At 60.7% G+C, this 26,680-nt stretch carries 24 protein-coding genes; 13 read left to right on the plus strand and 11 right to left on the minus strand.

From position 1 onward, the window contains the following. Positions 1–49 precede the first annotated feature (49 nt). Positions 50–859, plus strand: a complete 810-nt coding sequence (locus tag V6L75_RS02905) for an IclR family transcriptional regulator (RefSeq protein WP_334250032.1) — start codon at positions 50–52, stop codon at positions 857–859. Positions 860–941: 82 nt separating this feature from the next. Here the strand turns inward: V6L75_RS02905 and V6L75_RS02910 are convergent, their stop codons facing one another. The 4 genes from V6L75_RS02910 to V6L75_RS02925 form a co-directional block, all read right to left on the minus strand. Further along, positions 942–2,579: a fumarate hydratase gene (locus tag V6L75_RS02910; protein ID WP_334250033.1), complete on the minus strand. Its 1,638-nt coding sequence runs from the start codon at positions 2,577–2,579 to the stop codon at positions 942–944. A 149-nt stretch (positions 2,580–2,728) separates the two neighbouring features. Further along, on the minus strand, positions 2,729–3,283 hold the full coding sequence (locus V6L75_RS02915) for a YceI family protein (RefSeq protein WP_334250034.1): 555 nt from the start codon (positions 3,281–3,283) through the stop codon (positions 2,729–2,731). Positions 3,284–3,318: 35 nt separating this feature from the next. After that, the gene (locus V6L75_RS02920) at positions 3,319–3,891 is read right to left on the minus strand and encodes a cytochrome b (protein WP_334250035.1); all 573 of its coding nucleotides are present in this window, start codon (positions 3,889–3,891) and stop codon (positions 3,319–3,321) included. A gap of 59 nt (positions 3,892–3,950) precedes the next feature. Next, positions 3,951–4,526 (minus strand): YceI family protein, encoded by a 576-nt coding sequence (locus V6L75_RS02925; RefSeq protein WP_334250036.1) that lies wholly within the window; start codon positions 4,524–4,526, stop codon positions 3,951–3,953. 306 nt (positions 4,527–4,832) lie between these two features. Here V6L75_RS02925 and V6L75_RS02930 point away from each other — a divergent pair, with 306 nt between their 5' ends. Continuing rightward, positions 4,833–5,147 carry a DMT family transporter gene (locus V6L75_RS02930; RefSeq protein ID WP_334250037.1) on the plus strand — a complete coding sequence of 105 codons (315 nt, stop codon included), beginning with the start codon at positions 4,833–4,835 and terminating at the stop codon, positions 5,145–5,147. Between the two features lie 53 nt (positions 5,148–5,200). Here the strand turns inward: V6L75_RS02930 and V6L75_RS02935 are convergent, their stop codons facing one another. Both V6L75_RS02935 and V6L75_RS02940 read right to left on the minus strand, forming a co-directional pair. Then, on the minus strand, positions 5,201–6,367 hold the full coding sequence (locus tag V6L75_RS02935; RefSeq protein ID WP_334250038.1) for an acetyl-CoA acetyltransferase: 1,167 nt from the start codon (positions 6,365–6,367) through the stop codon (positions 5,201–5,203). A gap of 336 nt (positions 6,368–6,703) precedes the next feature. Continuing rightward, complete coding sequence (locus V6L75_RS02940) at positions 6,704–8,386, minus strand: methyl-accepting chemotaxis protein (protein ID WP_334250039.1); 1,683 nt, start codon at positions 8,384–8,386, stop codon at positions 6,704–6,706. Between the two features lie 375 nt (positions 8,387–8,761). Here V6L75_RS02940 and V6L75_RS02945 point away from each other — a divergent pair, with 375 nt between their 5' ends. The 3 genes from V6L75_RS02945 (at position 8,762) to V6L75_RS02955 (ending at position 11,398) form a co-directional block, all read left to right on the plus strand. After that, positions 8,762–9,508, plus strand: coding sequence for a glycosyltransferase family 2 protein (locus V6L75_RS02945; protein ID WP_334250040.1), 747 nt, complete (start codon positions 8,762–8,764; stop codon positions 9,506–9,508). Between the two features lie 145 nt (positions 9,509–9,653). Then, entirely contained in the window at positions 9,654–10,388 is a 735-nt protein-coding gene (locus V6L75_RS02950; protein ID WP_334250041.1) for a glycosyltransferase family 25 protein, read from the plus strand. A gap of 233 nt (positions 10,389–10,621) precedes the next feature. Continuing rightward, positions 10,622–11,398 (plus strand): glycosyltransferase family 2 protein, encoded by a 777-nt coding sequence (locus V6L75_RS02955; protein WP_334250042.1) that lies wholly within the window; start codon positions 10,622–10,624, stop codon positions 11,396–11,398. 19 nt (positions 11,399–11,417) lie between these two features. Here the strand turns inward: V6L75_RS02955 and V6L75_RS02960 are convergent, their stop codons facing one another. Next, entirely contained in the window at positions 11,418–12,749 is a 1,332-nt protein-coding gene (locus V6L75_RS02960; RefSeq protein ID WP_334250043.1) for an HD domain-containing phosphohydrolase, read from the minus strand. A gap of 222 nt (positions 12,750–12,971) precedes the next feature. Here V6L75_RS02960 and V6L75_RS02965 point away from each other — a divergent pair, with 222 nt between their 5' ends. Together V6L75_RS02965 and V6L75_RS02970 are read left to right on the plus strand one after the other, a co-directional pair. After that, entirely contained in the window at positions 12,972–14,192 is a 1,221-nt protein-coding gene (locus V6L75_RS02965; protein ID WP_334250044.1) for a BaiN/RdsA family NAD(P)/FAD-dependent oxidoreductase, read from the plus strand. Next, positions 14,189–14,650, plus strand: coding sequence for a YaiI/YqxD family protein (locus V6L75_RS02970; protein WP_334250045.1), 462 nt, complete (start codon positions 14,189–14,191; stop codon positions 14,648–14,650). The genes V6L75_RS02965 and V6L75_RS02970 overlap by 4 nt, the downstream gene beginning before the upstream one ends. Positions 14,651–14,736: 86 nt before the next feature. Here V6L75_RS02970 and V6L75_RS02975 read toward each other — a convergent pair whose 3' ends face one another. The 4 genes from V6L75_RS02975 to V6L75_RS02990 form a co-directional block, all read right to left on the minus strand. Continuing rightward, positions 14,737–15,105, minus strand: a complete 369-nt coding sequence (locus V6L75_RS02975) for a BA14K family protein (RefSeq protein WP_334250467.1) — start codon at positions 15,103–15,105, stop codon at positions 14,737–14,739. Positions 15,106–15,351: 246 nt separating this feature from the next. Beyond that, on the minus strand, positions 15,352–16,749 hold the full coding sequence (locus V6L75_RS02980; RefSeq protein WP_334250046.1) for an aspartate aminotransferase family protein: 1,398 nt from the start codon (positions 16,747–16,749) through the stop codon (positions 15,352–15,354). Between the two features lie 64 nt (positions 16,750–16,813). After that, positions 16,814–18,223 carry a glutamine synthetase family protein gene (locus V6L75_RS02985; protein ID WP_425498661.1) on the minus strand — a complete coding sequence of 470 codons (1,410 nt, stop codon included), beginning with the start codon at positions 18,221–18,223 and terminating at the stop codon, positions 16,814–16,816. 211 nt (positions 18,224–18,434) lie between these two features. Then, complete coding sequence (locus V6L75_RS02990) at positions 18,435–19,148, minus strand: GntR family transcriptional regulator (protein WP_334250047.1); 714 nt, start codon at positions 19,146–19,148, stop codon at positions 18,435–18,437. A gap of 159 nt (positions 19,149–19,307) precedes the next feature. Between V6L75_RS02990 and V6L75_RS02995 the strand changes: the two genes are divergently transcribed. From V6L75_RS02995 to V6L75_RS03020, 6 genes are all read left to right on the plus strand, one after another. Beyond that, a complete protein-coding gene (locus V6L75_RS02995) occupies positions 19,308–20,693 on the plus strand; it encodes a glutamine synthetase family protein (protein WP_334250048.1) in 1,386 nt (461 codons plus the stop codon). Positions 20,694–20,898: 205 nt separating this feature from the next. After that, positions 20,899–21,987 (plus strand): polyamine ABC transporter substrate-binding protein, encoded by a 1,089-nt coding sequence (locus V6L75_RS03000; RefSeq protein WP_334250049.1) that lies wholly within the window; start codon positions 20,899–20,901, stop codon positions 21,985–21,987. Between the two features lie 101 nt (positions 21,988–22,088). Beyond that, entirely contained in the window at positions 22,089–23,246 is a 1,158-nt protein-coding gene (locus V6L75_RS03005; protein WP_334250050.1) for an ABC transporter ATP-binding protein, read from the plus strand. A gap of 88 nt (positions 23,247–23,334) precedes the next feature. Further along, on the plus strand, positions 23,335–24,261 hold the full coding sequence (locus V6L75_RS03010; RefSeq protein ID WP_334250051.1) for an ABC transporter permease subunit: 927 nt from the start codon (positions 23,335–23,337) through the stop codon (positions 24,259–24,261). Then, the gene (locus V6L75_RS03015) at positions 24,258–25,082 is read left to right on the plus strand and encodes an ABC transporter permease (RefSeq protein WP_334250052.1); all 825 of its coding nucleotides are present in this window, start codon (positions 24,258–24,260) and stop codon (positions 25,080–25,082) included. The genes V6L75_RS03010 and V6L75_RS03015 overlap by 4 nt, the downstream gene beginning before the upstream one ends. 196 nt (positions 25,083–25,278) lie before the next feature. After that, on the plus strand, positions 25,279–26,427 hold the full coding sequence (locus V6L75_RS03020) for a GNAT family N-acetyltransferase (RefSeq protein WP_334250053.1): 1,149 nt from the start codon (positions 25,279–25,281) through the stop codon (positions 26,425–26,427). Positions 26,428–26,680: the final 253 nt, after the last annotated feature.

Here is a 26,680-nt window from a genome sequence, read left to right on the forward strand (position 1 = left end):
TGAACCTGTATCAATGTGTTGAACTTATGATGACGGGATGTGCTGAAAATTGTCAAGGCCATTAGATGCAGCTGCTGAGGCGGTCTCTGGCCAGCCCTCCGCCGACACGGTGCCTGCGCTGCGCCGGACGGTGATGGTGATGGATCTCGTTTCGAGCTCCGCAGAACCCTTGACCGCAGCCGATATCACCCGCGCCCTGAAGCTGCCGAAGAGCACGGCCCACGGGCTTTTCGCCGTGATGCAGGAGCTGAACCTTTTGGTGAAAAAGCCGGACGGTACATTCCGGCTGGGCCCGCATCCCTTGCGCTGGGCCAACAGTTTCCTGTCAGAGCTGGATGTTTTGTCCGTCTTCCGGTCCTATTTTGAGAAAGATACGGCCTTTGCCAGCTACACGCTGACCCTGACGGTGCTGGACGGGCGGGAGGTCGTCTATATCGGCTGCCGCAACTCCGACCAGCCGCTGGGCCACACGTTCCGGATCGGCATGCGCCTGCCCGCGCCCTTCACGGCCACGGGCAAGATGCTGCTGTCCGAGCTTTCTCCTGAGGAGTTGCAGCGCCTGTTCGGATCTGGTTTCCCCGAGCCTATGACGCAGCACAGCGTGAAGGACCTTGCCTCCCTGCGGGAGGAGCTGGCTGAAACCGCAGCACGCGGTTACTCGATTGACGACGGCCAGATCCGCGATGGCATGGTGTGCCTTGGCGCCGCCTTGCGCGATCACTCGGGCGAGGCCATCGCGGGCATCGCCATCAGCCTGCTGCGCAGCGAAGCAACGGCGGAAGCCATCGCCGGCCTCGGCACCCGCATCCGCACCACCGCCGCAGACGTCTCCCGCCACCTCGGCCATCATGGCAGGTGAGGGGGGCAGAAGACGAACGGGCGGCCCGTTTGAGCCGCCCGCGTTATTTGTAAGCCTGTGCCAGTGATCCGGCGGGTGGGATTTACCCCAGGTTCAGTTCCTGGAAGAAGTCGTTGCCCTTGTCGTCCACGACGATGAAGGCGGGGAAGTCTTCGACTTCGATCTTCCAGATGGCTTCCATGCCGAGTTCCGGATAGGCGACCACTTCCACCTTCTTGATGCAGTCCTGTGCGAGGCGTGCAGCCGGGCCGCCGATGGAGCCGAGGTAGAAGCCGCCATGCGCCTGGCAGGCGCGGCGCACCGCCGGGGAGCGGTTGCCCTTGGCCAGCATCACCATGGAGCCGCCGGCTGCCTGGAACTGGTCCACATAGGCATCCATGCGCCCGGCGGTGGTGGGGCCGAAGGAGCCGGAGGGCATGCCTTCCGGGGTCTTGGCGGGGCCGGCGTAGTAGATCGGGTGGTTCTTGAAATAGTCCGGCAGCGGCTCGCCCGCTTCCAGCCGCTCGCGCAGCTTGGCGTGGGCAAGGTCGCGGGCCACGATCAGCGGGCCAGTCAGCGACAGGCGGGTCTTGATCGGGTGGCGCGACAGTTCGGCCAGAATCTCCGGCATCGGACGGGTCAGGTCGATCTTGACCACGTTGTCCGAGAGGTTCTCATCCGTGACTTCCGGCATGTAGGTTTCCGGATGCATCTCCAGCTGCTCAAGGTAGATGCCATCCTTCGTGATCTTGCCAGTGGCCTGACGGTCGGCCGAGCAGGAGACGCCAAGGCCGATGGGCAGCGACGCGCCGTGGCGCGGCAGGCGGATGACGCGCACGTCATGGCAGAAATATTTGCCGCCGAACTGGGCGCCAACGCCGGTTGCCTGGGTCAGCTTGTGGATCTCGGCTTCCATCTCAAGGTCACGGAAGGCGTGGCCAAGCTCGGAGCCCTGCGTGGGCAGGTTGTCGAGATAGCGGGCAGAGGCGAGCTTCACGGCCTTCAGGCACATTTCCGCCGAGGTGCCGCCGATGACGATGGCAAGGTGATAGGGCGGGCAGGCCGCGGTGCCAAGCGTCAGGATCTTTTCCTTGAGGAAATCGATCATCCGGTCATGGGTCAGCAGCGAGGGTGTGCCCTGGAACAGGAAGGTCTTGTTGGCCGAGCCGCCGCCCTTGGCCATGAACAGGAACTTGTAGGCGTCATCGCCTTCCGCATAGAGCTCGATCTGCGCGGGCATGTTGTTGGAGGTGTTCTTCTCCTGGAACATGGAGATCGGCGCCAGCTGCGAGTAGCGCAGGTTACGCTTGAAATAGGCGTCACGCGCACCTTCGCCGAGGGCCTTCTCATCGGAGCCGTCGGTCCACACGCGGCGGCCCTTCTTGCCCATGACGATGGCGGTGCCGGTGTCCTGGCACATGGGCAGCACGCCGCCTGCAGCAATGCTGGCGTTCTTCAAGAGGTCGAAGGCAACGAACTTGTCGTTCTCGGTCGCTTCCGGATCATCGAGAATGGCGCGCAGCTGGGCGAGATGGCCCGGGCGCAGATAGTGGTTGATGTCGATGAAGGCCTGCTCTGCCAGAAGGCGCAAGCCCTCGGGCTCCACCATCAGCATCTCCTGGCCGTTGAAGGTGGTGGTGGAGACGTAATCGGACGTCAGCTTGCGGTAAGGCGTCTTGTCCTCGCCGAGCGGGAACATGGCGCTGTGCTGGTAGTCCGGAGGCGTGACGGGAGCATTCATGGCGGTCTCTCGCATCAGGGTCTTGGAAAACGTCCACCCTTGGGCAGTGCCCCGGGCAGTTCTGTCTTTGGCTGGCTCTTCTTTACGGCAAAAGGGCCGGTGGCAACAAGCGCCCCGGCCCCTTCTGGCATCGCAATTTTGGATGAGGCTCAGCGCGTGGCGGTGAGATCGATCGCGACCGCGACAGCGTCCTTCAGATTGTCCTGCCCGACGCTGGCGCCAATGCCATAGGCGCTGCGCGACAGGCTGGCCGTGCCCTTGGCAACGGCGGTATCGCCGGCGATGTCGAGGGTGAAGGCCAGCGTCACCGGCTTTTCTTCGCCGCGCAGCGACAATGTGCCTTGCGCCTCATAGGCGTTGCCGCCCTTGGCCGTGACGGAGGTGGAGGTGAAGCGGGCTTCCGGGAAGGCTTCCGTGGCCAGCCAGTCTGCGCCCGGCAGCATGCCGGCAAACTGGGCATTGGCCATCTGGGCGCTGCCGGTGGCAATGGTGGCCTCGATCTTTGCGGCGGAGACATTCTCCGGATCGAAGTCGATCTGTGCGGTCCAGGTGCCGAAGCTGCCGGAGACCGGCGCACCGCCCTGCTCGACGGTGAAGCCGATGCTGCTCTTGGCCGGGTCCACGGTCCATTCTGCGGCAGAGGCGGCGCTGGTGGCGAGGATCAGGCTGGCGGCAGCGGCAGCGGCAGCGAAAGTCTTGCGCATGGGAAACTCCATGAAACAGAGAGCGGGACGGGTGCTCAACCCTTGACCGGGTGGACGATGCGCTTGAGCACGCCGTCCCGGGCGATGAAATGGTGCTTGAGGGCCGCGCCGATATGGGCGGCGAGCAGGGCAACGAGCGCCCAGGCGAACAGGCTGTGCAGCCCCTTGAACAGGCCCTCTGCTTCTTCCTTGCTGCCAAGAGCGGCTGGCACCGGCAGGTGCGGCACATGCAAGGTGTTGAAGAGGATGGTCGGGATGTTCCAGGGCGAAGCAGACACCATCAGCCAGCCGCTGAGGGGAATGGCGAGGATCAGCGCGTAAAGTCCGATGTGGCCGAGATGCGCGGCGGCCTTTTCCCAAGGGGCCATGCTGTCCGGCAGGGCCGGGGTGGGGTTCATGAACCGCCAGACGAGCCGCAGCACGGCAAGGGCCAGCACCACGAAGCCGATGGACTTGTGCAGCTGGAAAATGGCGAAGGTCGAGGGATCGGACATGGGCAGGCCGTCCATGTAGAGCCCGAGGCCGATCATGCCGATGATGAGCACGGCCATGGTCCAGTGGAATGCAATGGCCAGCCAGCCGTATCCTTTGGTGCTGTTGCGCATCATGGAATCTCTCCCTGCAGCATGCGCGCGGGGCAGCGCGTCACCGCCCCGCGCTTCAATGCTTACTGAGCCTTGGATGCCTCGGCATGCAGCACGATGGTCACGTCGTCACCCACATACGGGGTGTACATGTCCATGCCGAAGTCAGAGCGCTTGATGGTGGTGGTGCCGGCAAAGCCAACCCATGGCTTCTTTTCCATCGGGTGCTCGCCCATGGCGGTCACGGTCACGTCCAGCGTGGCAGGCTTGGTGACGCCCTTGATGGTCAGGTCGCCATCGATCTTCAGGGTCTGCTCACCGGTCTTGGTCACCTTGGTGCTCTTGAAGGTGGCTTCCGGGAATTTGGCGACATCGAAGAAGTCGGCGCTCTTGAAGTGGGTGTCACGTTCGGCCCAGAAGGTGTCCAGGCTATTGGTGTCGATCGTCATTTCGAGCGAGGAGTTCTCCGGCTGATCGGCATCGATCATCAGCTTGGCATCCCAGGTGCCGAAACGGCCGTCGGTGGTGGAATAGCCAAGGTGGTTGTAGGAGAACGAGAGGTTGGAATGGCTCTTGTCGAATTCATAGGCCACAGGAGCGGCCAGAACCGGCGCAGTCAGCAGGCCGAGAGCAAGGGCAGAGGCGGCAAGACGGATCATCAGAAATCTCCGGACAGAAAAGTGTCTGAACAGGGCGCTTTGTCGCAGCCCAAGCGACTATGTAATGATTTCTCCGCACTGCACAACTTGACGCACCGTTTCTAAATAGTGGACAGTGATCAAAATCGGACGCGAACAAGTAAAATATTATTGATCAATTGATCTTGCAGAAAACCCGTCTTTTCAAGCGGAAATATGGCAGCTTGACCCGTCTGTTTCCCGGCACCATATGAACCGAGCAGAGGACGGCCTCTGTCGCCCGGTCATGGGCGTCAGCATTCCGGGACGGCCCGCCACGAGGTCAATATGTCCTGGATTTATCTGCTTGCTGCCGGAATTTTCGAAGTCGTCTGGGCCTATGCGATGAAGCTGTCAGACGGTTTCACAAGGCCTGTTCCAACCCTTGTCATGATCGCTGGCATGATCGGCTCCTTCGCGCTGCTAACGCTTGCCATGCGCGATCTGCCGCTTGGCACGGCTTACACCATCTGGACTGGCATTGGTGCTGTGGGCGCCTTTTTACTCGGCATCATCATGCTTGGCGAGGTGATCTCGCCTGCGCGTGTGGCGGCAGCGCTTCTCATCATCAGCGGCATGGTGCTGATGAAGCTCTCTTCTTGAGCTGACACGTCTTCGGGCCAGAGCCTCTGCTCCGGCCCGAAGACAGCTTCAAATCACTTCAGCGCCTGCAGGATCGACACATAGTTGGCGACAGCCGCGCCGCCCATGTTGAAGATGCCGCCGACTTCCGCATTCTTCACCTGAATGCCGCCAGCTTCCCCTGTCAGCTGCATGGCTGTGAGCACGTGCATGGACACGCCCGTGGCGCCAATCGGATGGCCCTTGGCCTTCAGGCCGCCGGACGGGTTGACCGGCAGCTTGCCGTCCATTTCGGTCCAGCCCTCAAGGATGGCACGCGCGCCTTGGCCTTCCGGCGCAAGACCCATGGCCTCGTATTCGATCAGTTCGGCGATCGTGAAGCAGTCGTGGGTTTCCACAAAGGAGAGATCCTCCAGTCCCATCCGCGCCTGCGTCAGAGCCTGCCCCCAGGCGTGGCGGCAACCATCAAACTTCAGGATGTCGCGCTTGGACATGGGCAGAAAGTCCTGCACATGTGCGAGCGAACGGAAGGCGACGGCCTTCTTCATGCCAAGAGCAGTGGCCGTATCCGTCAGCACCAGCGCGGCAGCGCCGTCCGAGACGAGCGAGCAGTCCGTGCGCTTCAGCGGGCCTGCCACGAAGGGGTTCTTCTCGCCTTCGTTGCGGCAGAATTCGTAGCCGAGGTCCTTGCGCATCTGGGCGTAAGGGTTGTTGACACCGTTCTTGTGGTTCTTGGCGGCAATGCGGGCGAGTGCGTCCGACTGATCACCGTGGCGCTGGAAATAGGCTTCTGCAATCTTGCCGAAGACACCAGCAAAGCCGCCTTGAACGTCACCTTCTTCAGCAAGATAGGAGGCTTTGAGCAGGTTGCGGCCAATCTCCGGTCCCGGCGTCGTGGTCATCTGCTCGACACCCACGACCAGTACGAAACGCGCTGCGCCCGCACTGATGGCGCGTACGCCCATGTGAACCGCCGTGCTGCCGGTTGCGCAGGCGTTCTCCACGCGCGTCGCCGGGGTGAAGCGCAAGGCCGGGTCCGCTTGCAGCACCAGCGAGGCGGTGAAGTCCTGGGGCGAAAAGCCCCCGTTGAAATGACCGAGATAGATCTCGCCGATATCCTTCGGCTCAAGTCCAGCGTCGCTGATGGCATCAACGGCCACCTTGACGATCATGCTCTCTACGGTTTCCTCCGCGTGCCGCCCAAAAGGCAGGTGCGCCCATCCAACGATTGCCGCTGTCATTCCGGGATCCTCCACTGGCATCCGGCAGCTCAAGGCCGCGGATGTCCCTCTCTGTCACGGGGCAAAGCCTCAATTGACTTTAACGTAACATATGCCGGTCCCGCGCCGCATGGCCAGCGGCTTTTGCCTCGTCTGTTTGGGGGAGTGCCGGACACAGCCAGCATCTGATTGCTCGCAAAAAATGTACCTGAGTGCTCCGCAGGTCATACGCCTGTCATCAAATGACCCGATAAGAGCGTCATTCCGTAACGTAAAAATTACTTAAAGTGTTGCCGAAAGTTCTGAGGCCGGACCCTGACGGGTCCGGCCTTTTATTCTCTGTGTGTGAGCTGATGGTCAGGCTGCAGCGAATTCACGCACGAATGTTTCCACCACCTGCCGCAATTCTCCGGCCTGCGAAGACAGGCCGCTGGAAAGGTTCAGCAGCGCATGGGAGGAAGACCCGGTCAGTTCGGCAGCTTCGCCGACGCGGGAGATGTTCTCGGTCACTTCAGTGGTGCCGGAGGCGGCCTGCTGGCAGTTCCGGGCGATTTCCGACGTTGCGGCACCCTGCTGCTCCACCGCGCCGGCGATGGACGAGGCTATCTCCTTGATACTTGTGATGACGCGCACGATTTCGTCCATGGACTGGATGGTGCCTTCCGTCGCCTGCTGGATTTCGCTCACCTTGGAGCCGATTTCGTCGGTCGCCTTGGCGGTTTGGTCGGCCAGCTGTTTCACCTCGGCCGCCACAACGGCGAAGCCCTTACCGGCTTCGCCTGCGCGGGCGGCCTCGATGGTGGCGTTCAGTGCCAACAGGTTGGTCTGATCGGCGATGCCCTTGATGAGGTTGATCACATCACCAATAGCTGCCGCAGCCGAAGCCAGCGTGCTGATGCGGCTGCTGGAGGCCTGGGCCTCTTCGTAGGCCTTGTCGGCGACCTGCGCGGAATGGGAGACCTGTCCGTTGATCTCATGCACGGATGCAGCCATTTCTTCGGAAGAAGCAGCCACTGTCTGCACGTTGGCGGCCGCCTGTTCTGCTGCAGCAGCCACGGTCTGGGCCTGTTTCGAGGTCTGTTCCGCGGTCAGAGACAGGTTTCTGGCAGAGTCAGCCACTTCGCCGGAGGATTGGGCAAAGCTCGCCGAAAGGGCCTGCATGCGTGTCACGAAATCCTGCGCCAGATGCTCGCGGCGGGCAAGGGTTGCACGCTCTGTCTCTTCACGCGCAGCCTGTTCGCCCGCCAGGCGGCGGGCGTCACGCATGCGGTCACGCATGTAGAGCACGCTGGTGGCAATGATGCCGATTTCGTCTGTCCGGCCTGCGGTTGAGACCTGCACCTCCAGATTTCCGTCCGCCATGGCACGCACATCCTGCGACAGGCCGGACAACGGTGCGGTGATTGAGCGCGAGAAGAACAAGGCGACAGCGCAAAGCGCGGCAATGATAAGAGCGATCAGCGTGCCCAGATACCAAAGCCGGTTCTGGAAGGCCTCGTCGATGTCATCAACATAAACACCTGTCGAAACCACCCAGTTCCAGGGCGTGAAAGGGGCGTCGTAGGAGATCTTCTCATAAGGGGTCTTGGACTCGTCACCTGGCTTGGCAAAATAGTAAGACGTGTAACCGCCACCGGCCTTTGCATTGGCGATTTGCTGGCGAATGAACTGGTTGCCGGTTGCATCGGTTTCATTCAGGCGATACTTGCCCTCTAGATCTGCACGTATCCCATGCAGCACCGTGTTGCCGTCGAAGTCATAGACAAAGAGGTAGTTGTTGCCGTCAAACCGGGCGGTGTGGATCAGGTCCGCAGCGCGGGCCTTTGCCTCTTCAGCGGTGATTTCGCCTTTTTGGGCAGCTGCGTGGAAACCATTGATCTGTGTGACAGCAGTTTCCACGACCCTGCGCACCGCTTCCTTGCGTTCCGAAAGCATGCTGTCGTGAATATCGACCAGGCACACAGCCGCAACAGCCAGAAGGCCAAGAACGAAAGCGCCGGTTTGCAGAAAAAGCCTGTTGCGTATCGAGAATGAAAACATACGTGCACCTGTGTGATGCGGTGCTTTGATGCACCGCTGGATACATGACGGGAATTCTAGTCTCGAATCCGCCTTATCTGCATGAATACTTGTCAAACTGTTACGCTTAGGTAAATGGATTTGATGTATTAATGGGGGTTTTCGAATATTTACTGACGCAACGTAAGACAATATGGCGCTTGACTGAATTGCTAATGCCGCAGCGGAAGATTTTTGCGGCTGGCGATACTCCAGGAGCCAGAGTGGCCGGATGAGCAGGCTTGTTGCCAGTCACCTGGCCAAATGTTATCTGCGGCTTATTCCTGCCCCGGTGACGCAGTTGCGCAAACTCTGGTGGCAAGGTCCTCAAATGCGCAAAAGAGGCATGCGAATCCGATGACTGCTGCGGTCGAAATTCCCGGGACTGTCACGATCTGCGTCACCAGCTGCGGGCGGCTGGATCTGCTGGCCGAGACGCTTGCCTCCTTCCGCCGCTTCAACGCAGGCGGTAAATTTCTGATCCATGAGGATTCCAGGGATGACGCCGTCATCGATGAAGTGCGCCGGACCTACCCCTGGGCGGAAGTTATCTCCAGTCCCGAGCGCATGGGCCTGATGGCCTCCATCGACAGGCTCTATTCGACGGCCGCCACGCCCTATATTTTCCATCTGGAAGATGACTGGCAGTTCGATGGCCCTGTCAACTGGGAAGCCGCGATCCGGGCACTGGAGACCCATCCGGAAATCGCCAATGTGTCGCTGCGCGCTTATGACGAGATCAAGGAAAAGTTCCGGGAGAAGTCTGATCCGCTAACGGTGGATGGTGTTGATCTCCGCCTGATGCGTGCCGATGCTCATCCCGAGTTTTTCGGCTGGTCCAGCAATCCGGGGCTGATCACCAAGGCGCTGTACGAGTCCTATGCGCCCTTCGCCCAGCATTTCCACGACAAGATGTCGGCCGTCATCAAGCAGGATGGCAAGCGCGTTGCCTATCTGCTGCCGGGTGTTGCACGGCACATCGGCCAGAAACGCAACGTCACGGATCCAACAATGCCACCCCGGCCCAAGAGCAAGCTCGGCAAGCTGATGCGCTCCATCCGCAAGAAGCTCTATTACGCGGGCCTGCGCAAGGACCCGTTCTGAAACGTGCTCTGCACGTAGAGATAAGGTGGATAATGTTACCTAAGTTTCTCTATGGTTTTGTAAAAATTTGTAGTCTAGGCTTTTTTGCTATGAGTGTGTCTGCGGTTGCGGTTGCGTTTGCGTTTGGGGGAGGCTTTTAGAGGTGATGGATATCCCAATTTATCTTATCAATCTTGATAGAGATGCTAAGCGCCTTGCATTTGTTGATGGGCAGCTTAAGGAATTTGGTATCGCCTACACTAGGTTTTCTGCGTTTCTCGGTACGGACATTCCGGATTGGCTCAAGCCATTATTTCTCGATGGGAGCGGGCGAATTGCTGCTGAGCTAACAGCCGGTGAGGTTGGTTGTTATGCCAGCCATCTCGCCGTAATGAAGTTGATTGCAGAAGGGCAACGCCCTGCAGTAGTTCTCGAAGACGACATAAAGTTATATTGTGGCTTCTTAGATTATATTTCAATGGCTTTGGCGTCGGCCCCAAATGACATGGAAATGTTGAAGCTTACGCTGACTGAGGTGAGGAAAAGCTTTGTTGTGAGAGATCTCGGCTCTGGCCGCCATTTAGTTAAGTATCGAAAGGTGCCGTTGGGCGCGGGAGCGTATTTGATAACGCCTCTTGCGGCACAGAAATTCCTGAGCTTTAAATTGCAAAGGTCTATACCGTTTGATCAGGAATTTCGTCGTCCGTGGCACTCACCTTTGACTGTCTATGGTCTGACACCGCCCCCGATAGAACAAAATCACCAGCCGTCAGCAATTGAAACTTTTGGTCCGCTGCCTGTCAAAAGGCGTTTTCACAAACCTTCGTTCGCCCGTATACCTTATGAGATCGGATGGTTCATTGGTGCGTTAAGGTCTCAATTCAGCAAGGGGCGAATATAACGGTGCATCTTTGCAGATCCGGGATATGTTCTGTCAGACCACATGCGTTTACTGCTCGCAGTTACAAGAACGGTTTGGATGCGCGTTGCCTTGCCAAAAGCCTGTTTATCCATCCCGCTTGATCCGGGCAAACTTTTCCGCAATACCTCGCAGCCGGGCAGCCCGTGACACAGAGCTTCCGGTTTCCGCCTGTCTGCCTGCTTTCAAGCCCGCTTCTCCCGTCTGGTGGCCGCATGTCTGACGTTTCTGCCCCGATCTCCGTCCTGATCCGCTGCTTCAACGAAGGAGACCGCATCGGCCGCACTTTACAGAGCGTGCAGGGGCTGGGGCGGGAGATCGTCGTCATCGACTCCGGCTCGACCGATGACACGGTGGCCATATGCCAGTCTTTCGGGGCACGGGTGATCAGCAATCCATGGGCCGGCTTCGGGCCGCAGCGGAGCTTTGGTGAAAAGCAGTGCCGCAATTACTGGGTCTTCTACATCGATGCCGATGAAGTGGTGACGCCGGAGCTGCGGCAGGAAATCGTTGACCTGTTCCGGAACGGAGACCCGCAGCACGCCTGCTATCTGGTGCGCAACACCATGGTGCTGCCAGGCGATGACCGGCCGCGCCCCTTTGCCGACTTCCGCAAGGTGCCCCGGCTGTACAATCTTAAACACGCCCGAATCCGGCTGGAGCCGTCCTACGACCGCATGGACGTGGATGAAGGCTTCACCACCGGCATCCTGAAGGGCCGTCAGCATCACTTCTCGTTCCGAACCTGGGGCCACGCGATTGCCAAGCTGAACTACACGTCAGATCTGGCGGCTGCCACACAGAAGAAAAAGAGCGGGTTGCTGCTGCGCCTGCGTCTTGTCACCGAGTTTCCGGTCGAGATGGTCAAGTATCTGATCATGCGGCGCTTCATCTTCGCAGGCTGGAAGGGCTACGCCTTTGCGACGATCCAGTCCTTTGGCCGGTTCGTGCGCATCCTCAAGATGCTCGACAAGCAGCGGGCTTCCAGTTGAGGGCACTGGGTCCGTCTGCCTAGCCGATAAGGTTCTCTGTTTCAGCTGCCAGTCCCTGCTGCTGCTGAGAGCCATCCATCTGGGCGTGAACCTGCTGCCCCTGTCCCTGCGATGGCATTTTACTGCGGTCGGATGCCGTGGCCGTTGGGGCAGAGGTTGTACCGGAGACAGGATCTGCAAACAGCACTTCCTGCCTCTGTACACGGATTGGCTGCCGCAAACCGGTCAGGCGGTCAAATTGCGACAGGCGCTTAATGGTCGTTTCCGTAAGCTGATGCCCGCGAGACAGGACCAGTTCATGGCTTCCATCCGTGATGATGTCATCAATGAGAACATCGCCGGGGCGCAGTGCGCGGATATAGCAAGCGACGCTCTGGAAGCGCTCGGTGAGGCTTTGTTCCGTTTCCAGCAGGCATGCCCTGACGACCTTCAACAGAGCAGGATCGTATTGCCGCCGGTTGATATTCAACGCTTCAAAGGCGGCGAGATCCACGCCTGTGTCCGGGCTGGCATACCATAGATCGATCAGGATCTTCAGAATGCGCGAATGCAGCGGGATGTCCTTGCCTGTTGGTCCATCTGTCGGGAAACCCGAGCCGTCAAAGCCTCTGCCTGAATAGTAGAGCACCTCTGCGATCCGCTCGAACTGCGGAATGTTGCGCAGCAGGTCCCGGCTTTGTTCCGGAGCGCGCGCGAGCAGTTCACGCTGCGGATCGGTCAGCGTCTTGGCCGAGCGGTAGCGGGAAAGGATTTCCCGCGGCAGCAGCGCCTCGCCGAGCGGCGAGAACATGACCGCCATCTCCAGTTCCCAGATTTTCTTGAGCCCCAGCGCTTTGGCCACCTTCAGCGCTTGCTGACGCATGACGGTCGTCTTGCGGAAGGCGTCCGTATGGAACAGGGCCAGCATATCGATCAGCAGCTTCACCGAACCGGAGAGTGTCTTCTCCAGCAGGTTCTTCTCTTTCAGAACCCGGTTGTGGTAGGCAAGTCCGGAGCGGATGGCGTTCTCGATCTCGTCGGCCGGACATGGTTTCAGCAGATGCATGAGGACATTTGCCTCATTGACAGCCCGCCTGGCGACTTCCAGCGAGCGGTCAGCCGTCAGCATGATACGGGCCGCTACTGGCGCGAGTTCCGTCACGGATCTCAGAAACTCTATGCCGTTGACGTCCGGCAGATTGAGACTGGAAATGACGACAGCGACAGACGGATTGCGCTCGATCCAGGCAGTCGCCTCGACGCCGCTGCGAGCTGTTGCTATCTGAAACTTGCTGCCAAGCAGCTGCTGAAACGCCGTCAGCACCTTGACGTCTGCATCGACAACAAGAATAAGCTTCTGTGTCTCTGCCATGATCCAATCTCCATGCATCTGGCCGGGGCTCTGGCGGGCTGATGAACTCGAAAACCGATTCCCGCCGTTCGGGCTCCTGACATCAGCAAGCAGCCCTATTTGCTAATAAAATCCTGTTTGCTGCAAATTTTTAGGGGTAAGCAAAAGGGAAAATGAATCTTTTCCGTAAAATTTTGCGGTGCGGCAAGAGTTAGACCTGGAACATCAGGATAAATTGTTAAAATGACGGATGTGGTGATCGTAGGGTCTGGTCCTGCGGGTTTGGTGGCTGCGGATAAACTTTCGGCGGCCGGGAGTAAAGTTACGGTCCTTGATCGTATGGCTTCGCCTGCGCGAAAGTTTCTGCTGGCAGGCCGCGGCGGGCTTAATCTGACACATTCCGAAGACATCGGGATCTTTCTAGAACGCTACGGCAGCCGCCGTCCCTTTCTTGAGCCCTTGATCCACCGCTTTGATCCTCAGACCCTGCGCCGCTTTGCAGAAAATCTGGGGCAGGAAACCTTTGTTGGCTCCAGCGGCCGTGTGTTTCCGAAGGCGATGAAGGCCTCGCCCTTGCTGCGAGCCTGGTTGGCCCGGCTGGAGACACAAGGTGTTACGTTCCGGCTGCGTCAGACCTGGGAGGGGCAGGACGACGAGGGCCGCAACCTTTTCCGTGCTCAGGACGGCTCGCTGGAGGTTCTGCCCGCGCGCGCCACGCTTCTGGCGCTGGGCGGCGGCAGCTGGCCCCGCCTTGGCTCGCGCGGCGACTGGCTCTCCGTGGTGGAGGGCTGGGGTGTGGATGTGGCGCCGCTGCGCCCATCCAATTGCGGTTTCCTTTGCGGCTGGTCGCCGTTCTTTGCTGAGCGGTTTGCTGGTCAGCCGCTGAAGCGCATCGAACTGGCTCACCAAGATGTCCGCCAGCGCGGTGAGGCGATGATCAGCCGCACCGGCATTGAAGGCGGCGCGGTCTATGCCCTGTCTGCTCATCTTCGTGAGACAATCGTCAGCGAAGGACAGGCCGTGCTCTCCATTGACCTGCGCCCGGACATGGACGTGGCAACGCTCACCAGCCGTCTCTCAAGACCGCGGGCCAAGCAATCGCTTTCCACCTTCCTGCGCAAGGCTGCAGGACTGTTGCCCGTGGAAGTGGCTCTCCTGCGCGAATCCATGACGCCTCAAGATAGTTCTCCAGAGGCCCTTGCCGCCGCTATCAAGCAGGTAAAGCTGAAGCTGACGGACACCAGCGGCATGGAGCGGGCGATTTCGACGGCCGGTGGCATACGCCTTGATGCACTGGATGACGGCCTGATGCTGCGTCAGAGGCCGGGCGTTTTTGCGGCCGGTGAGATGCTGGACTGGGAGGCGCCCACGGGCGGCTACCTTCTGCAGGCCTGCTTTGCAACGGGAATGGCGGCAGCTGAAGGCATTCTGGCCTACCTGGGCTCAGGAAAGGCACCTGCATGACGGTCATCTACATCGACGCCGACGCCTGCCCAGTGAAGGACGAGGTGGTGCGCGTCGGGGAGCGGCACAATCTGCGCATGATCTTTGTCTCCAACGCTTTCATGCGCTTGCCGGTGAGCGAACTGGTAGAGCGTGTGGTGGTGTCCGAGGGGCTGGATGTTGCCGATGACTGGATTGCGGAGCGTGCGGGCCCCGGCGATGTGGTGGTGACGGCGGATGTGCCGCTGGCAGCGCGTTGCGTCAAGGCGGGAGCCAGCGTTCTTGGGCCCTCCGGCAAGCCTTTCCGCGATGTGGGGCTGGCGCTGGCCATCCGGGACCTGAAGACGCATTTGCGCGAGATTGGCGAGATCCGCGAAAGCGGCCCGTCGTTTTCCCGCCAGGACCGCTCCCGCTTTCTGCAGGCGCTGGAAAGCGCCGTGCGCGGGGCCTATAGAGCTTCACCGGGCGGTCAGTCATGAGAGCTGGCCGTCGTCAAAAACAAGCCCCCATCCCGGAGGACGAGGGCTAATCCAGGCAGCGCTTGCGTGCCGGAAATGCCGGACGCTTACTGGCAGAACACGTAGCGGCCCGAATAGCTGAGGAAATAGCCGGTTCTTGGGTCAAACGAGCGGTAGCGCGCCGAGCAGTACTGATACCAGGCAGGACTCCAGGGAGCCGGGCGGTAATAGACCGGTGCCGGCTGACGGTAGTAAACAGGCGGCGGGGGCGGGGCCACATAAACAGGCGCGGGGTAGCGCGGAGCGGCGAGAGCCGAGCCGATGAGGGCACCTGCGGCAAGTCCGCCAACAACAGCCGCGCCGGTTTCCCAGCCATGGTGGCGGTGGCGCCTGCCTGCCTCTGCCGTGGACACGGCGGCAAGCACAACAGCGGCCGACAGAAGTGACGCGGATGCGATCCTGACTGTTCTGTTCAACATGGCAAGCCCTCCTTCTCCGGCGTGTTCTGCCTTTCCGGATGGCCCGGACCGGCAGCTTTGCCTGCAGCTCATGGTGACAACGTAGCCGCAGCCGTGTTGTTCCACTGTGATGGCGGTCACGCAGCGGCAGATTATGTTCGCCCGGTTTTATGGCATGAGCTAGGCAAGGAGCCGGGAAGATAAGAAGGCCCCCGCAAGCGCTCGCCTGCGGGGGCCTGTCTGGTTCTGAAATGCAGCCTCACTTCAGGCGGCGACCTTTCCCTGGCGCTTGAGTTCAGCCCAGGTATCGTCCAGCGTCTTGCGGGCTATGGCAACAAGCTGATCGGCCTCGTCGTGGCTGATAACCAGCGGCGGCGAGATGATCATGCTGTCGCGCACCGCGCGCATGATCAGCCCGTTGCCGAAGGAAATGTCGCGGCAGAGAGTGCCAACGGTGCCCGTATCGGCAAAGGCCTTCTTGCGGTTGCCCTTTTCCGGCACCAGCTCGAGCGCGCCGACAAGACCTGTCATGCGGGCTTCGCCCACCAGCGGATGATCGCCAAGCGCACGCCAGCGGGCCTGCAGGTAGGGGCCGATGTCATTGGCCACCCGCTCCACAAGCTTCTCGCGCTGGATGATCTCAAGATTGACCAGAGCCGCGGCCGCACAGGCAGGGTGACCGGAGTAGGTGTAGCCGTGATAGAACTCGCCGCCCTTGCCGATGACGCCTTCTGCCACCTTGTCCGACACCAGCACACCGCCCATGGGCAGGTAGCCGGAAGTCAGGCCCTTTGCGATGGGCATCAGGTCCGGCTCGATGCCGAAATACTCGGAGCCGAACCACTTGCCGAGGCGGCCAAAGCCGCAGATCACCTCGTCCGCGACAAAGAGGATATCGCGCTCCTTCAGGATGCGGGCGATTTCCGGCCAGTAGGTCGAGGGCGGAATGATGACGCCGCCTGCGCCCTGAATGGGCTCGGCGATGAAAGCGGCCACCTTGTCCTCGCCAATCTCGTCGATGGCACGCTCAAGCTGGCGGGCTACGGCGATGCCGAAGTCCTCCGGAGACATGTCGCCGCCCTCACCGAACCAGTAGGGCTGGTCGATGTGGCGCACACCCGGCACCGGCAGGTCGCCCTGCTCGTGCATGGCCTTCATGCCGCCCAGGCTCGTGCCTGCCAGCGTCGAGCCGTGATAGCCGTTCCAGCGGCCGATGATGACCTTCTTCTCCGGCTTGCCCATCTGGTCCCAGTAGAAGCGGACCATGCGGAATACGGTGTCGTTGGCCTCGGAGCCCGAGGAGCAGAAAAAGGTGCGGTTGAACTGCGGCGGAGAGATCTCGGCCAGTTTTTCTGAAAGAGCGATAACCGGCGGATGGGTCGTCTTGAAGAAGGTGTTGTAGTAGGGCAGCTCCAGCATCTGCTTGTAGACGGCTTCCGCCACTTCCTCGCGGCCATGGCCGATCTGGGCGCACCAAAGGCCGGCCATGCCGTCCAGAATGCGATTGCCATCGGAATCGGTCAGCCACACGCCCTTGGCATTGGTGATCACCCGGCTGCCTTCCGCGTTGAGCTGGAGCGTATCCGTAAAGGGATGGAAATGATGTGCCGCATCAAGGGCACGCAGCTCTGCGGTCGGGTAGCGGTTTGATACACCGGTCATTTCAGGCTCCGTCAGGCGTTATGGCCGGGCAGGGGCTGGAGTTGCGCCCTTGCCCGGCGGGATTTCAGACATTGAGCAGGAGGTATTCCCGCTCCCAGGGGCTGATCACGGACATGAAGGTTTCAAACTCTTCCTGCTTGATTGCCCGGTAGGTGGCGACGAACTTTTCCCCGAAGACCTCGGTGAGTTCCTCGCATTCCTCGAAAAGCGTCACCGCCTCGATCAGTCCGCGCGGCAGGGACTGCTGGATGTTGCTGGCATCGGACATGCGCGGCTCATCCGGCTGCAGCTTGCCCTCGATGCCGAGATAACCGCAGGCGAGCGATGCCGCGATGGCGAGATAGGGGTTCACATCCGAACCCGGCACCCGGTTTTCAAGCCGGCGCGCATCCGGCTTGGAGTAGGGCACGCGCAGGCCGACCGTGCGGTTGTCGTAGCCCCAGTAAACATTGACCGGCGCCGCCGTGTTGCGGGAGAAGCGGCGGTAGGAGTTCACGTAAGGGGCCATGAGGCACGTTACATGCGGCAGATACTCCTGGTGGCCGGCGATGAAGGACAGGAACTCGTTGGTGGCTTCACCGTCCTCGTTGGAGAAGATGTTGCGGCCTGTCTCCATATCCGTCACAGACTGGTGAATGTGCATGGCGGAACCCGGCTGGTTCGACATGGGCTTGGCCATAAAGGTGGCATACATGTCATGCCGCAGCGCTGCTTCACGGATGGTGCGCTTGAACAGGAACACCTGGTCCGCCAGTTCCAGAGGATGGCCATGGCGCAGGTTGATCTCCATCTGCGCAGCGCCTTCTTCGTGGATCAGCGTATCAATCTCCAGCCCCTGCTTTTCCGACAGGTCATAGATATCGTCGATGAGATCATCGAACTCATTCAGCGCCGAGATGGAATAGGACTGGCGCCCGGCCTCCGGGCGGCCCGAGCGGCCGGTCGGCGGCTCCAGCGGATAGTCGGGGTCGGTGTTGGGGCGCACCAGATAAAATTCGATCTCCGGTGCGATCACCGGCTGCCAGCCCTTTTCCTCATAGAGGCTCAGAACACGCTTGAGCACGTTGCGCGGTGCCGTCTCCACCGGAATGCCGTCACGGGTGTAGGCATCGTGGATGAGCTGCGCCGTCGGATCAGTTTCCCACGGCACGGTGGTCAGCGTCGAATAGTCGGGGCGGAAATAGAGGTCGCCGTCGATGGGATTGTGCTGGAAACGGTCATCGTCTTCCGGGTAGTCACCGGAAATGGTTTGAGCGAAGATCGATGAGGGCATCGTCATCACCGGGCCGGTGAGGAACTTCTCGGTCGGCATCATCTTGCCGCGGGCAACGCCTGCAAGATCCGGGGCAATGCATTCGATGTCTTCGATGCCACGTTCGGCAAGCCAGGTCTGGGCCGCCGACATATCAGTCACGCCACGCGGGCTCATCACGGGCTGGGCTTTCTTCTTCTTGCTCACGCTGGGCTCCTGCATATCGGGGTCAGCCCGGATTGGCTCATGCCGCATTGCGGCACCGGGCGCAGGCATCTTGCGCCCGGATGGCGTTCCGTCAAGCAGATGCAGTTTCCCGGTTCCTCTTGCCGGTTGATGAGCTGCATCCTCGTTCGCCCAGTTTTCCTGATTTTGTGATCACAAACGCGTCCGGTCAACTGTTTTCTGTGAGCCCCGGGTGTCTGGCGCATCCTTAGGCCTGTTCTATGAAGTCCATTCCATCCTGGATGTCGGCGGCAATGGCCGCGGTGAGGGCTTCGCCATTGCGCTGGCGGATGGCGGCTATGGCCTCCTTGTGATGGTCCACAAGTACTGCCGTTCCAAGGCGGCCATAGACGGTGCGCATGAAAGGAGCGAACTGCAGCCACAGGCTTTCCACCAGCGGCAGCAGCACCGTGGAGCGGGCGGCGGAATAGATGCGGAAGTGGAAGGCATGGTTGAGCCGCATGTAGCCCTCTGCGTCACCGCTGGCGATGCTGGCATCCATCTGGGTGTCAATGTCTTCAAGGTCCTTTGCGTCAGCCTTTCCAAGGGCTGGAAGGGCGCGGCTGGCCAGTTCCGGCTCCAGCAGCAGCCGGGCGCGCAGGATCTCGTCAAAGCGTGCGGGCGTCATGTCCGGCACCTGCACCCGGCCGCTGGCACGGATCGACAGAGCATTCTCGGCGGCCAGCCGCTGGATGACCTCGCGCACGGGCATGGGGCTGACGCCCAGCTCGGCAGCGAGGCCGCGCAGGGTGACGGCCTTTCCGGGGATGAAGCGCCCGGTCAGCAGCGCATGGCGGATGCTGCGGTCCACATGGCCGCGCGCCACGCCACGCTCGGCGCTTTTTTCCTGGTTCTGCTCCTGGAAGCGTTGTTCTGGCGCACCTGCTGGTGGGGGGTCGTTCGAGGCTCCGGTCTTCGCCATTGCGGCTGGCCCTTTCGGTCTTGCATTTCTGGCAGGCATGCTTGCCGTTTGGGCAGGTGCCTTGACAGTCTTTCTACAACGTGATCACAATTTGCGTCGTGGTGCAACTGCGGGCCATGAGGCCGGGCGGACACCGCTGACGCCGGAAGGAGAGCCATCATGCATACGATTCCCCGCCAGACCTGGGTGCGCCCGGAGGATGAGGGTTGGGAGGAGGTGCTGGAGCGCTTTCTGGCTGAGCATCCGGACATCGACACCTTCGAGGTGATCCTGCCTGATACCAATGGCGTGCTGCGCGGCAAGTGGCTGCCCGGTACGGCCATCCGAAAGGTCTTTGAAGAAGGCGTGGCGCTGCCTTTCGCGCTGTTCGGCGTGGATGTCTGGGGGCGCGAGGTGGAGGAAACCGGCCTTCACATCGAGACGGGCGATATGGACGGCGTGTGCTGGCCCATTGCCCGCACGCTGACGCTGGTACCCTGGGCCGCCCGCAAGACGGCACAGGTGCTGATGCACATGTATGACCGCGAGGGGAAACCCTTCCTCATCGATCCGCGCCATGTGCTGGACCGCATGAACGGCAAGCTGGCCAGCCATGGCTTGTCCGCAACGGCGGCCTTCGAGCTTGAGTTCTATCTCTTTGAGGAAAGCGAAGGCGACTGGAGCGGCCCGCCCAAGCCGGTCTTCGCGACTCATCTCGGTCCGGCCCGGCAGAACATGTACGCCTTGTCGGATCTTGAATCGCTGATGACGCTGGTGGATGAAATCCGGCGTGGAGCGGAAATGCAGGACATCCCGGCCGATGCGGCGGTGTCTGAAGCGGCGCCCGGCCAGTTCGAACTCAACCTGCATCACCGGCGCGATGCGCTGATGGCGGCAGATGATGCGGTGCTGCTGCGCCGGCTGGTGGCTGGCGTTGCCCGCAAGCATAATCTCAAGGCTTCATTCATGGCCAAGCCCTTTGTGGACTGGCCCGGCAACGGCATGCATGTGCATGTGTCGCTGGAAAACGAACTGGGCAATATCTTCGCCGATCCGGTGGAGGGAGAGAACCGGCTTCAGCATGCCATTGCGGGGCTGCTCGACACCATGCCCCAGTCGCTGCTGCTTTATATTTCGACCTTCAACGGTTTCCGCCGCATGCAGCCAGGCTCCTATGCGCCGACATCGATCTGCTGGGGCTACGACAACCGTTCGGTTGCGCTGCGGGTCCCGGCCAGCAAGCCGGCGGCTTCGCGCATCGAACACCGGATCGCGGGGGCCGATGCCAACCCCTATCTGGTGCTGACCGGCGTCATTGCGGGCATGCTGGACGGCATCAGCGCCGGGGTGATGCCCCCACCTCCGGTCGAGGGCAACGCCTATGAAAAAGGCTACAAGCGCCTGACGCCCTGGATGGACGAGGCAATCGATGCCTTTGAAGCCTCCGCCCGGATGAAGGAGGCTGTAGGCGACCACATGCACAAGGTTCTGACCGACATCAAGCGAGAGGAACTCAACGCTTTTGGCCGCGAGATTTCCAGCCTGGAGCGGCAGACATATTTGTGACGTGCAACCGTGCTGAAAGGGAAGGCGGGGGTTGCCGCAAAAATGATCGCCAGAGGGCTATCAAGCTGTTGAGCCTTTGAGATTTCGCTTCTAGTCTCAAGGGCAATGGCATAGACGCTGGCCCGGTCGCGGCCTCGCCTCCGGTACGGCGGCTATGCGAGAAAAACCGGGCGCAGGCCCGCTGCAATCAGTGGAGACGGAACAGATGTTGAAGGCCATTCTTTCGGGTGTCGCGCTCACCGCCATCCTGGCGGGTACTGCTACCGCGCAGGAGCGCGTGGTGAATGTCTACAACTGGTCGGATTATATCGACGAATCGATCCTTACCGACTTCACCAAGGAGACCGGCATCAAGGTCGTCTACGACGTCTTCGACAGCAACGAGACGGTCGAGACCAAGCTGCTGGCAGGCGGCACCGGCTACGACATCGTTGTGCCGACGGGCACCTTCCTCGGCCGCCAGATCCAGGCCGGCGTGTTCCAGAAGCTGGACAAGTCCAAGCTGCCGAATCTCGTGCACATGTGGCCGGAGATTTCCGAGCGCCTGACCAAGTATGACCCGGGCAACGAGCATGCCATCAACTACATGTGGGGCACCACCGGTATCGGCTACAACGTCGAGAAGATCAAGGAGCGCATGCCTGACGCTCCGGTCGGCAGCTGGGACATGGTGTTCAAGCCGGAGGTGATCTCCAAGTTCGCCGACTGCGGCATCTTCGTGCTCGACACGCCGGAAGAAATCATTCCGGCCGCTCTGAACTATCTCGGCCTTGAGCCGGACAGCAACAACCCGGACGATATCGAGAAGGCCGGCGAGCTGCTGATGTCGATCAAGCCCTACATCACCAAGTTCCATTCCTCGGAGTACATCAACGCGCTTGCCAATGGTGACGCTTGCATCGCCGTGGGCTGGTCGGGTGACATCCTGCAGGCCCGTGACCGCGCTGCCGAGGCCAACAATGGCGTGACCGTGCAGTATGTCATCCCGAAGGAAGGTGCGCTGATGTGGTTCGACAACATGGCGATCCCGGCGGATGCCAAGAACGTTGCCGAAGCGCATGAATTCCTCAACTACATCATGCGTCCGGAAGTGATCGCCAAGGCCTCGAACTATGTGTTCTATGCAAACGGCAACAAGGACAGCCAGCCGCTGCTGAACAAGGAAGTCCTGGAAGACACCGCCATCTACCCGGATGCAGAGACGATCCAGAAGCTCTACACCGTGTCCACCAAGGATGCGAAGGTGAACCGCATTCAGAACCGCGTCTGGACCAAGGTCAAGAGCGGCAGCTGATCCGAACTCCGTACCCGGCGCAGCGCGAAACTGCGCCGGGTACCATCAGGCATCCCAAGGGGTGGGACGCTGGACAATTCCGGTAGCGTTGGGGGTGGAATTTGGCCAAGAAACCGATCGGGCCGGTACGGCGGTCCTTTGCACCCTGGGAAAATCCCCAGTCGGTCCCGTTCATCGAGTTCCGCAATGTCACCAAACGCTTCGGTGATTTTACAGCCGTCGATAACCTCAGCCTGAAGATCTACGAGCGCGAGTTTTTCGCCCTGCTCGGGGGGTCTGGCTGCGGCAAGACGACGATGATGCGCATGCTGGCCGGTTTCGAGACACCAACCGAAGGCGAAATCCTGCTGGACGGGCAGAGCCTTGCGGGCGTGCCTCCGCACCGGCGCCCGGTCAACATGATGTTCCAGTCCTATGCGCTGTTCCCGCACATGAGCGTGGAGGCCAATATTGCCTTCGGCCTCAAGCAGGACGGCATGGGCAAGGCAGATATGGAGGCGCGTGTGCAGGAAATGCTGCGCCTGACCAAACTGGAGAGATTCGGCAAGCGCAAGCCGCATCAGCTTTCCGGCGGCCAGCGCCAGCGTGTCGCGCTCGCCCGTTCGCTTGCCAAGCGGCCGAAGGTGCTGCTGCTGGACGAGCCGCTGGGCGCGCTGGACCGCAAGCTGCGCGAGGAGACCCAGTTCGAGCTGATGACCCTTCAGGAAGAGCTGAAGATGACCTTCCTCGTCGTCACGCATGATCAGGAAGAGGCCATGACGATGGCCGACCGTATCGCCGTCATGGACGCGGGCAAGATCATCCAGGTGGCGACCCCGGCAGAAATCTACGAGACGCCGAACAGCCGCTTCGTTGCGGATTTCATCGGTGACATCAACCTGATCGAAGCCACGGTGGCAGAGCGCAGCGAGAGCGGGACGAAACTGTCCGTCAGCGGCGATCATGGCGGCTTCACCATCGATACGCTGCAGGAGACCGGTGCAGCGGTCGGGGAAACCGTCTGGTATGCGGTGCGTCCCGAAAAGATCACCATCGAGCACGGCACGCAGGAGCCGGGCGCCGTCAACAAGGTTGCGGCAGAGGTGTGGGATATCGCCTATCTCGGCGACATGTCTGTCTATCACTCGCGGGCGGGGGAGAACATGACCATGCGCTCCACCGTGACTAACCGTACCCGTCTTGTCGAGCGGCCGATCGGCTGGGATGACAAGGTTGTCTTGTCCTGGGAACGGGATGCAGGGGTAATCCTCACGCATTGAGGCCAGGGCAAAGACTTTTGTCTTGGGCCGTCAGGGCCGCTGCAGCCTCGTGACTTTGCAGCACAGCTTCCGGGAAGGGACGGGGACGATGGAAGAAACCGGTCTTGAAAAAATCAAGGGCAAGCTGGGGAAATGGCTGGTCATCAGCGTGCCCTATGCCTGGCTCATGCTGTTCTTCCTCACGCCTTTCTTCATCGTCTTCAAGATTTCCCTTTCGGAAGTCGCGGTTTCCATTCCGCCCTATGCGCCGGTCTTTGACTGGTCTGCGGGTTGGGAGGGTTTCAAGGACACGCTGTCCGGGTTCAGCTTCGACAATTATGTCTGGCTGACAGAGGACGATCTTTACTGGCGGTCCTATCTGTCCAGCGTATCAATCGCAGCAGTCTCGACCTTCATCACGCTGCTTGTTGGCTATCCCATCGCCTATGGCATGGCCCGGAGCCCGAAGTCCTGGCGGCCAACGCTGTTGATGCTGGTGATCCTGCCGTTCTGGACCTCGTTCCTGATCCGCGTCTACGCCTGGATCGGCATTCTGAAGAACGAGGGCCTGCTTAACCAGTTGCTGCTGTCGGTGAGCATCATTGATCAGCCGCTCAATATTCTGAACACCAATACGGCCGTTTATATCGGTATCGTCTATTCCTATCTGCCGTTCCTGGTGCTGCCACTTTATGCGAGCCTTGAAAAGCTGGATGAAAGCTTGCTGGAGGCTGCGCAGGATCTGGGCTGCCCGCCATGGAAAGCCTTCTGGCGGATTACTTTCCCGCTGTCTTTGCCGGGCGTGATCGCAGGCTGTTTCCTCGTCTTCATTCCGGCGGTGGGTGAGTTCGTCATCCCCGATCTGCTGGGCGGCTCGGAAACGCTGATGATCGGCAAGACCCTGTGGCTGGAGTTCTTCAACAACCGGGACTGGCCTGTGGCATCTGCTGTTGCAGTCGTGCTGCTGCTCATCCTGGTCATCCCCATCGTGCTGTTCCAGCGTCAGCAGCAGAAGGCATCGGAGACGGCGGCATGAGAAACGGTCCCTCCTGGTTCAACGTCACGTCGCTGGTTCTGGGGTTCTCCTTCCTCTACCTGCCAATCGTCATTCTGGTGATCTTCTCCTTCAACGAGTCACGCCTTGTGACTGTGTGGGGCGGGTTTTCGACCAAGTGGTACGCGGAGCTGATGAACAATCAGCAGCTTCTCGATGCTGCGGGTGTGACCTTGCGGGTGGCGCTCCTCTCCGCCACCTTGGCCACCATTGTCGGCACGCTGGCAGCCCTTGTTCTGGTGCGCTTCGGCCGCTTTCCCGGCCGTACGCTGTTTTCGGGCATGATCTTCGCTCCGCTCGTGATGCCGGAAGTCATCCTTGGCCTGTCGCTGCTGCTGCTCTTCGTCGCCATCGATCAGGCGCGTGGCTTCTGGACCATCATGCTTGCCCACACCACGTTTGCCGCCTGTTATGTGGCGGTGGTGGTTCAGTCCCGTCTTGTTGGCTTCGACCGCTCGCTGGAAGAGGCGGCACAGGACCTCGGCTGTCCGCCGGCGCGGACGTTCTTCGTCATCACCCTGCCGCTGATCCTGCCGGGTGTGATTGCCGGATGGATGCTGGCCTTCACCCTGTCGCTGGACGATCTGGTGATCGCCAGCTTCACGACCGGACCCGGCGCCACGACCCTGCCGATGAAGATCTATTCGCAGGTCCGCCTCGGGGTGACGCCTGAGATCAACGCGGTCTGCACCATTCTGGTGGCTATTGTCACGGTGGTCGTCATTGCCACCTCCATTATGACAAGGCGCAGCGAAATGCAGCGCGAGCGTGACCAGCGCCGGGCGATCGCGGCCGGCGGTTGAAAATCCGCCCGGAAAAGGAACTCCGCCCGACCGGCTGAACCGCTGGTGTGAGCTGCGCTCCAGTTGCGGCCTGAAATTGTGCTGAAATGTCCGGTGCATGAAGGGTTGCTTTAGATTTCTTCCCTAATCTGCTGCGCATCCGGTCCGCTGTATGGGATCCGGCCTGTTTCTTGTGTTTGCGTATCAGGAGTTCCGGGTGGAGAGCGTTTCTGCGGAGCCGCGGGTATTGGGCTCGGCTGCTGTCGAGGCAGCAAGCGGTGTCCGTGGCATTCTCCATGGAGATGTCACCCGGCCTCTGCTTGGGCGCCTGTTTGCCTCCCTGCCGGGCAATGCCATTGCCACGGCATTTCAACGCGCCGACGTGCTCGACGCTCTCAACCGTCATGTTGCGGCATCCTCGGGCGCGCAGATGCGCCTTCTGGAAGTTTTGGATGGGGTGACCGGCCTTCCGCGTATGCTTGTTCCGCTTATGGTCACGCGCCGGGGCCCGTTGCGGATCGGTGGCATGCCGGACTTTGATCTGGCCGACCTCTGCGCGCCCGTGCTTGCCAGCGAAGCACCGTTCCAACCCTTTGAGGGGGGAGCCATCTGGCCGTTGATCGACGAGGCACTGCAGGATGTGGACCTGATCCGCTTCGCCAAGATGCCGCCGCGCATCAGTGGCTTTCCCAACCCGCTGTTTCATGTGCTGCGCCGGCCGGAAGCCGAACCAACATATGTTCTGGACCTCGAAGGCGGCTATGGCTCCGGTGGCTGGCGCAAGAAGTCAGTCTACAAGGAGGCGCGGGGCAAGTACCGCAAGCTGCAGGCCGAGGGTGTAAGCTTCGTACAGGCCGGTGGCGTGGAGCAGAAGGCTGGCTTCTTGCGGGAATTGCGCCGCCAGAGGGCCCTGCGCTTTGAGGAAAAGGGCTGGGCCAATCTGCTGGAGCAGGATGCCTCGCAAGGGCGCTATTATGATGACCTGCTGGAAGGGCCCCTCGAGGTATTTGCCCTGCAGGCGCTGGATGGTGAAATCGCCGGGGCGATCTGCGTTCTGTGCCACAACAGCATGGTCAGTGCGACGCTCATCTCCATGGGGGATGCAAAATGGCACCGGTTCTCGCCAGGGCTGGTCCTCTTTGCCAAGCTGATCGAATGGGCGGAAGCCTCAGGCTACAACGAGCTGTGCTTTGGTGCGGGCGTCCAGTTCTACAAGCAGCGCTTCGGTGGAGATCCAGTCGAGACACTGTCTTTTGAGCGGGCACTCACGACTGCTGGCAGCGCCTATCTTGCCCTGCGGCGGTTGAAGCGCATTGCCCGCCGTCTGCGCTCTGAGACGAGGCCATTCTCCGGGGCGGATGAATAGGCTCTACGCCTTCTATCCGGATCCACTGCTTCCCGGAATCTTCATTGCTTTCACCCGATTGATGGCATGAGAAAAGCCGCGCCAGCCTTTCTGCCAGTTGACGCCTGCCGAAAATCTTAGTCTTGTTGCGTTGCAACCTGGCCAGAGGGCCGGACCGGGCTGTCCGGTGCGGCCGGGGCTGCGGGAGGACTGCCGTGAGCGCGCGGATGCTGTGCCAGGCAGGGCTTGAGGGCCATGGCCAGACTTGAGGAGA

Origin of the sequence: Pannonibacter anstelovis, assembly GCF_036881715.1 — a bacterium.
Classification (GTDB): Bacteria; Pseudomonadota; Alphaproteobacteria; order Rhizobiales; family Stappiaceae; genus Pannonibacter; species Pannonibacter anstelovis.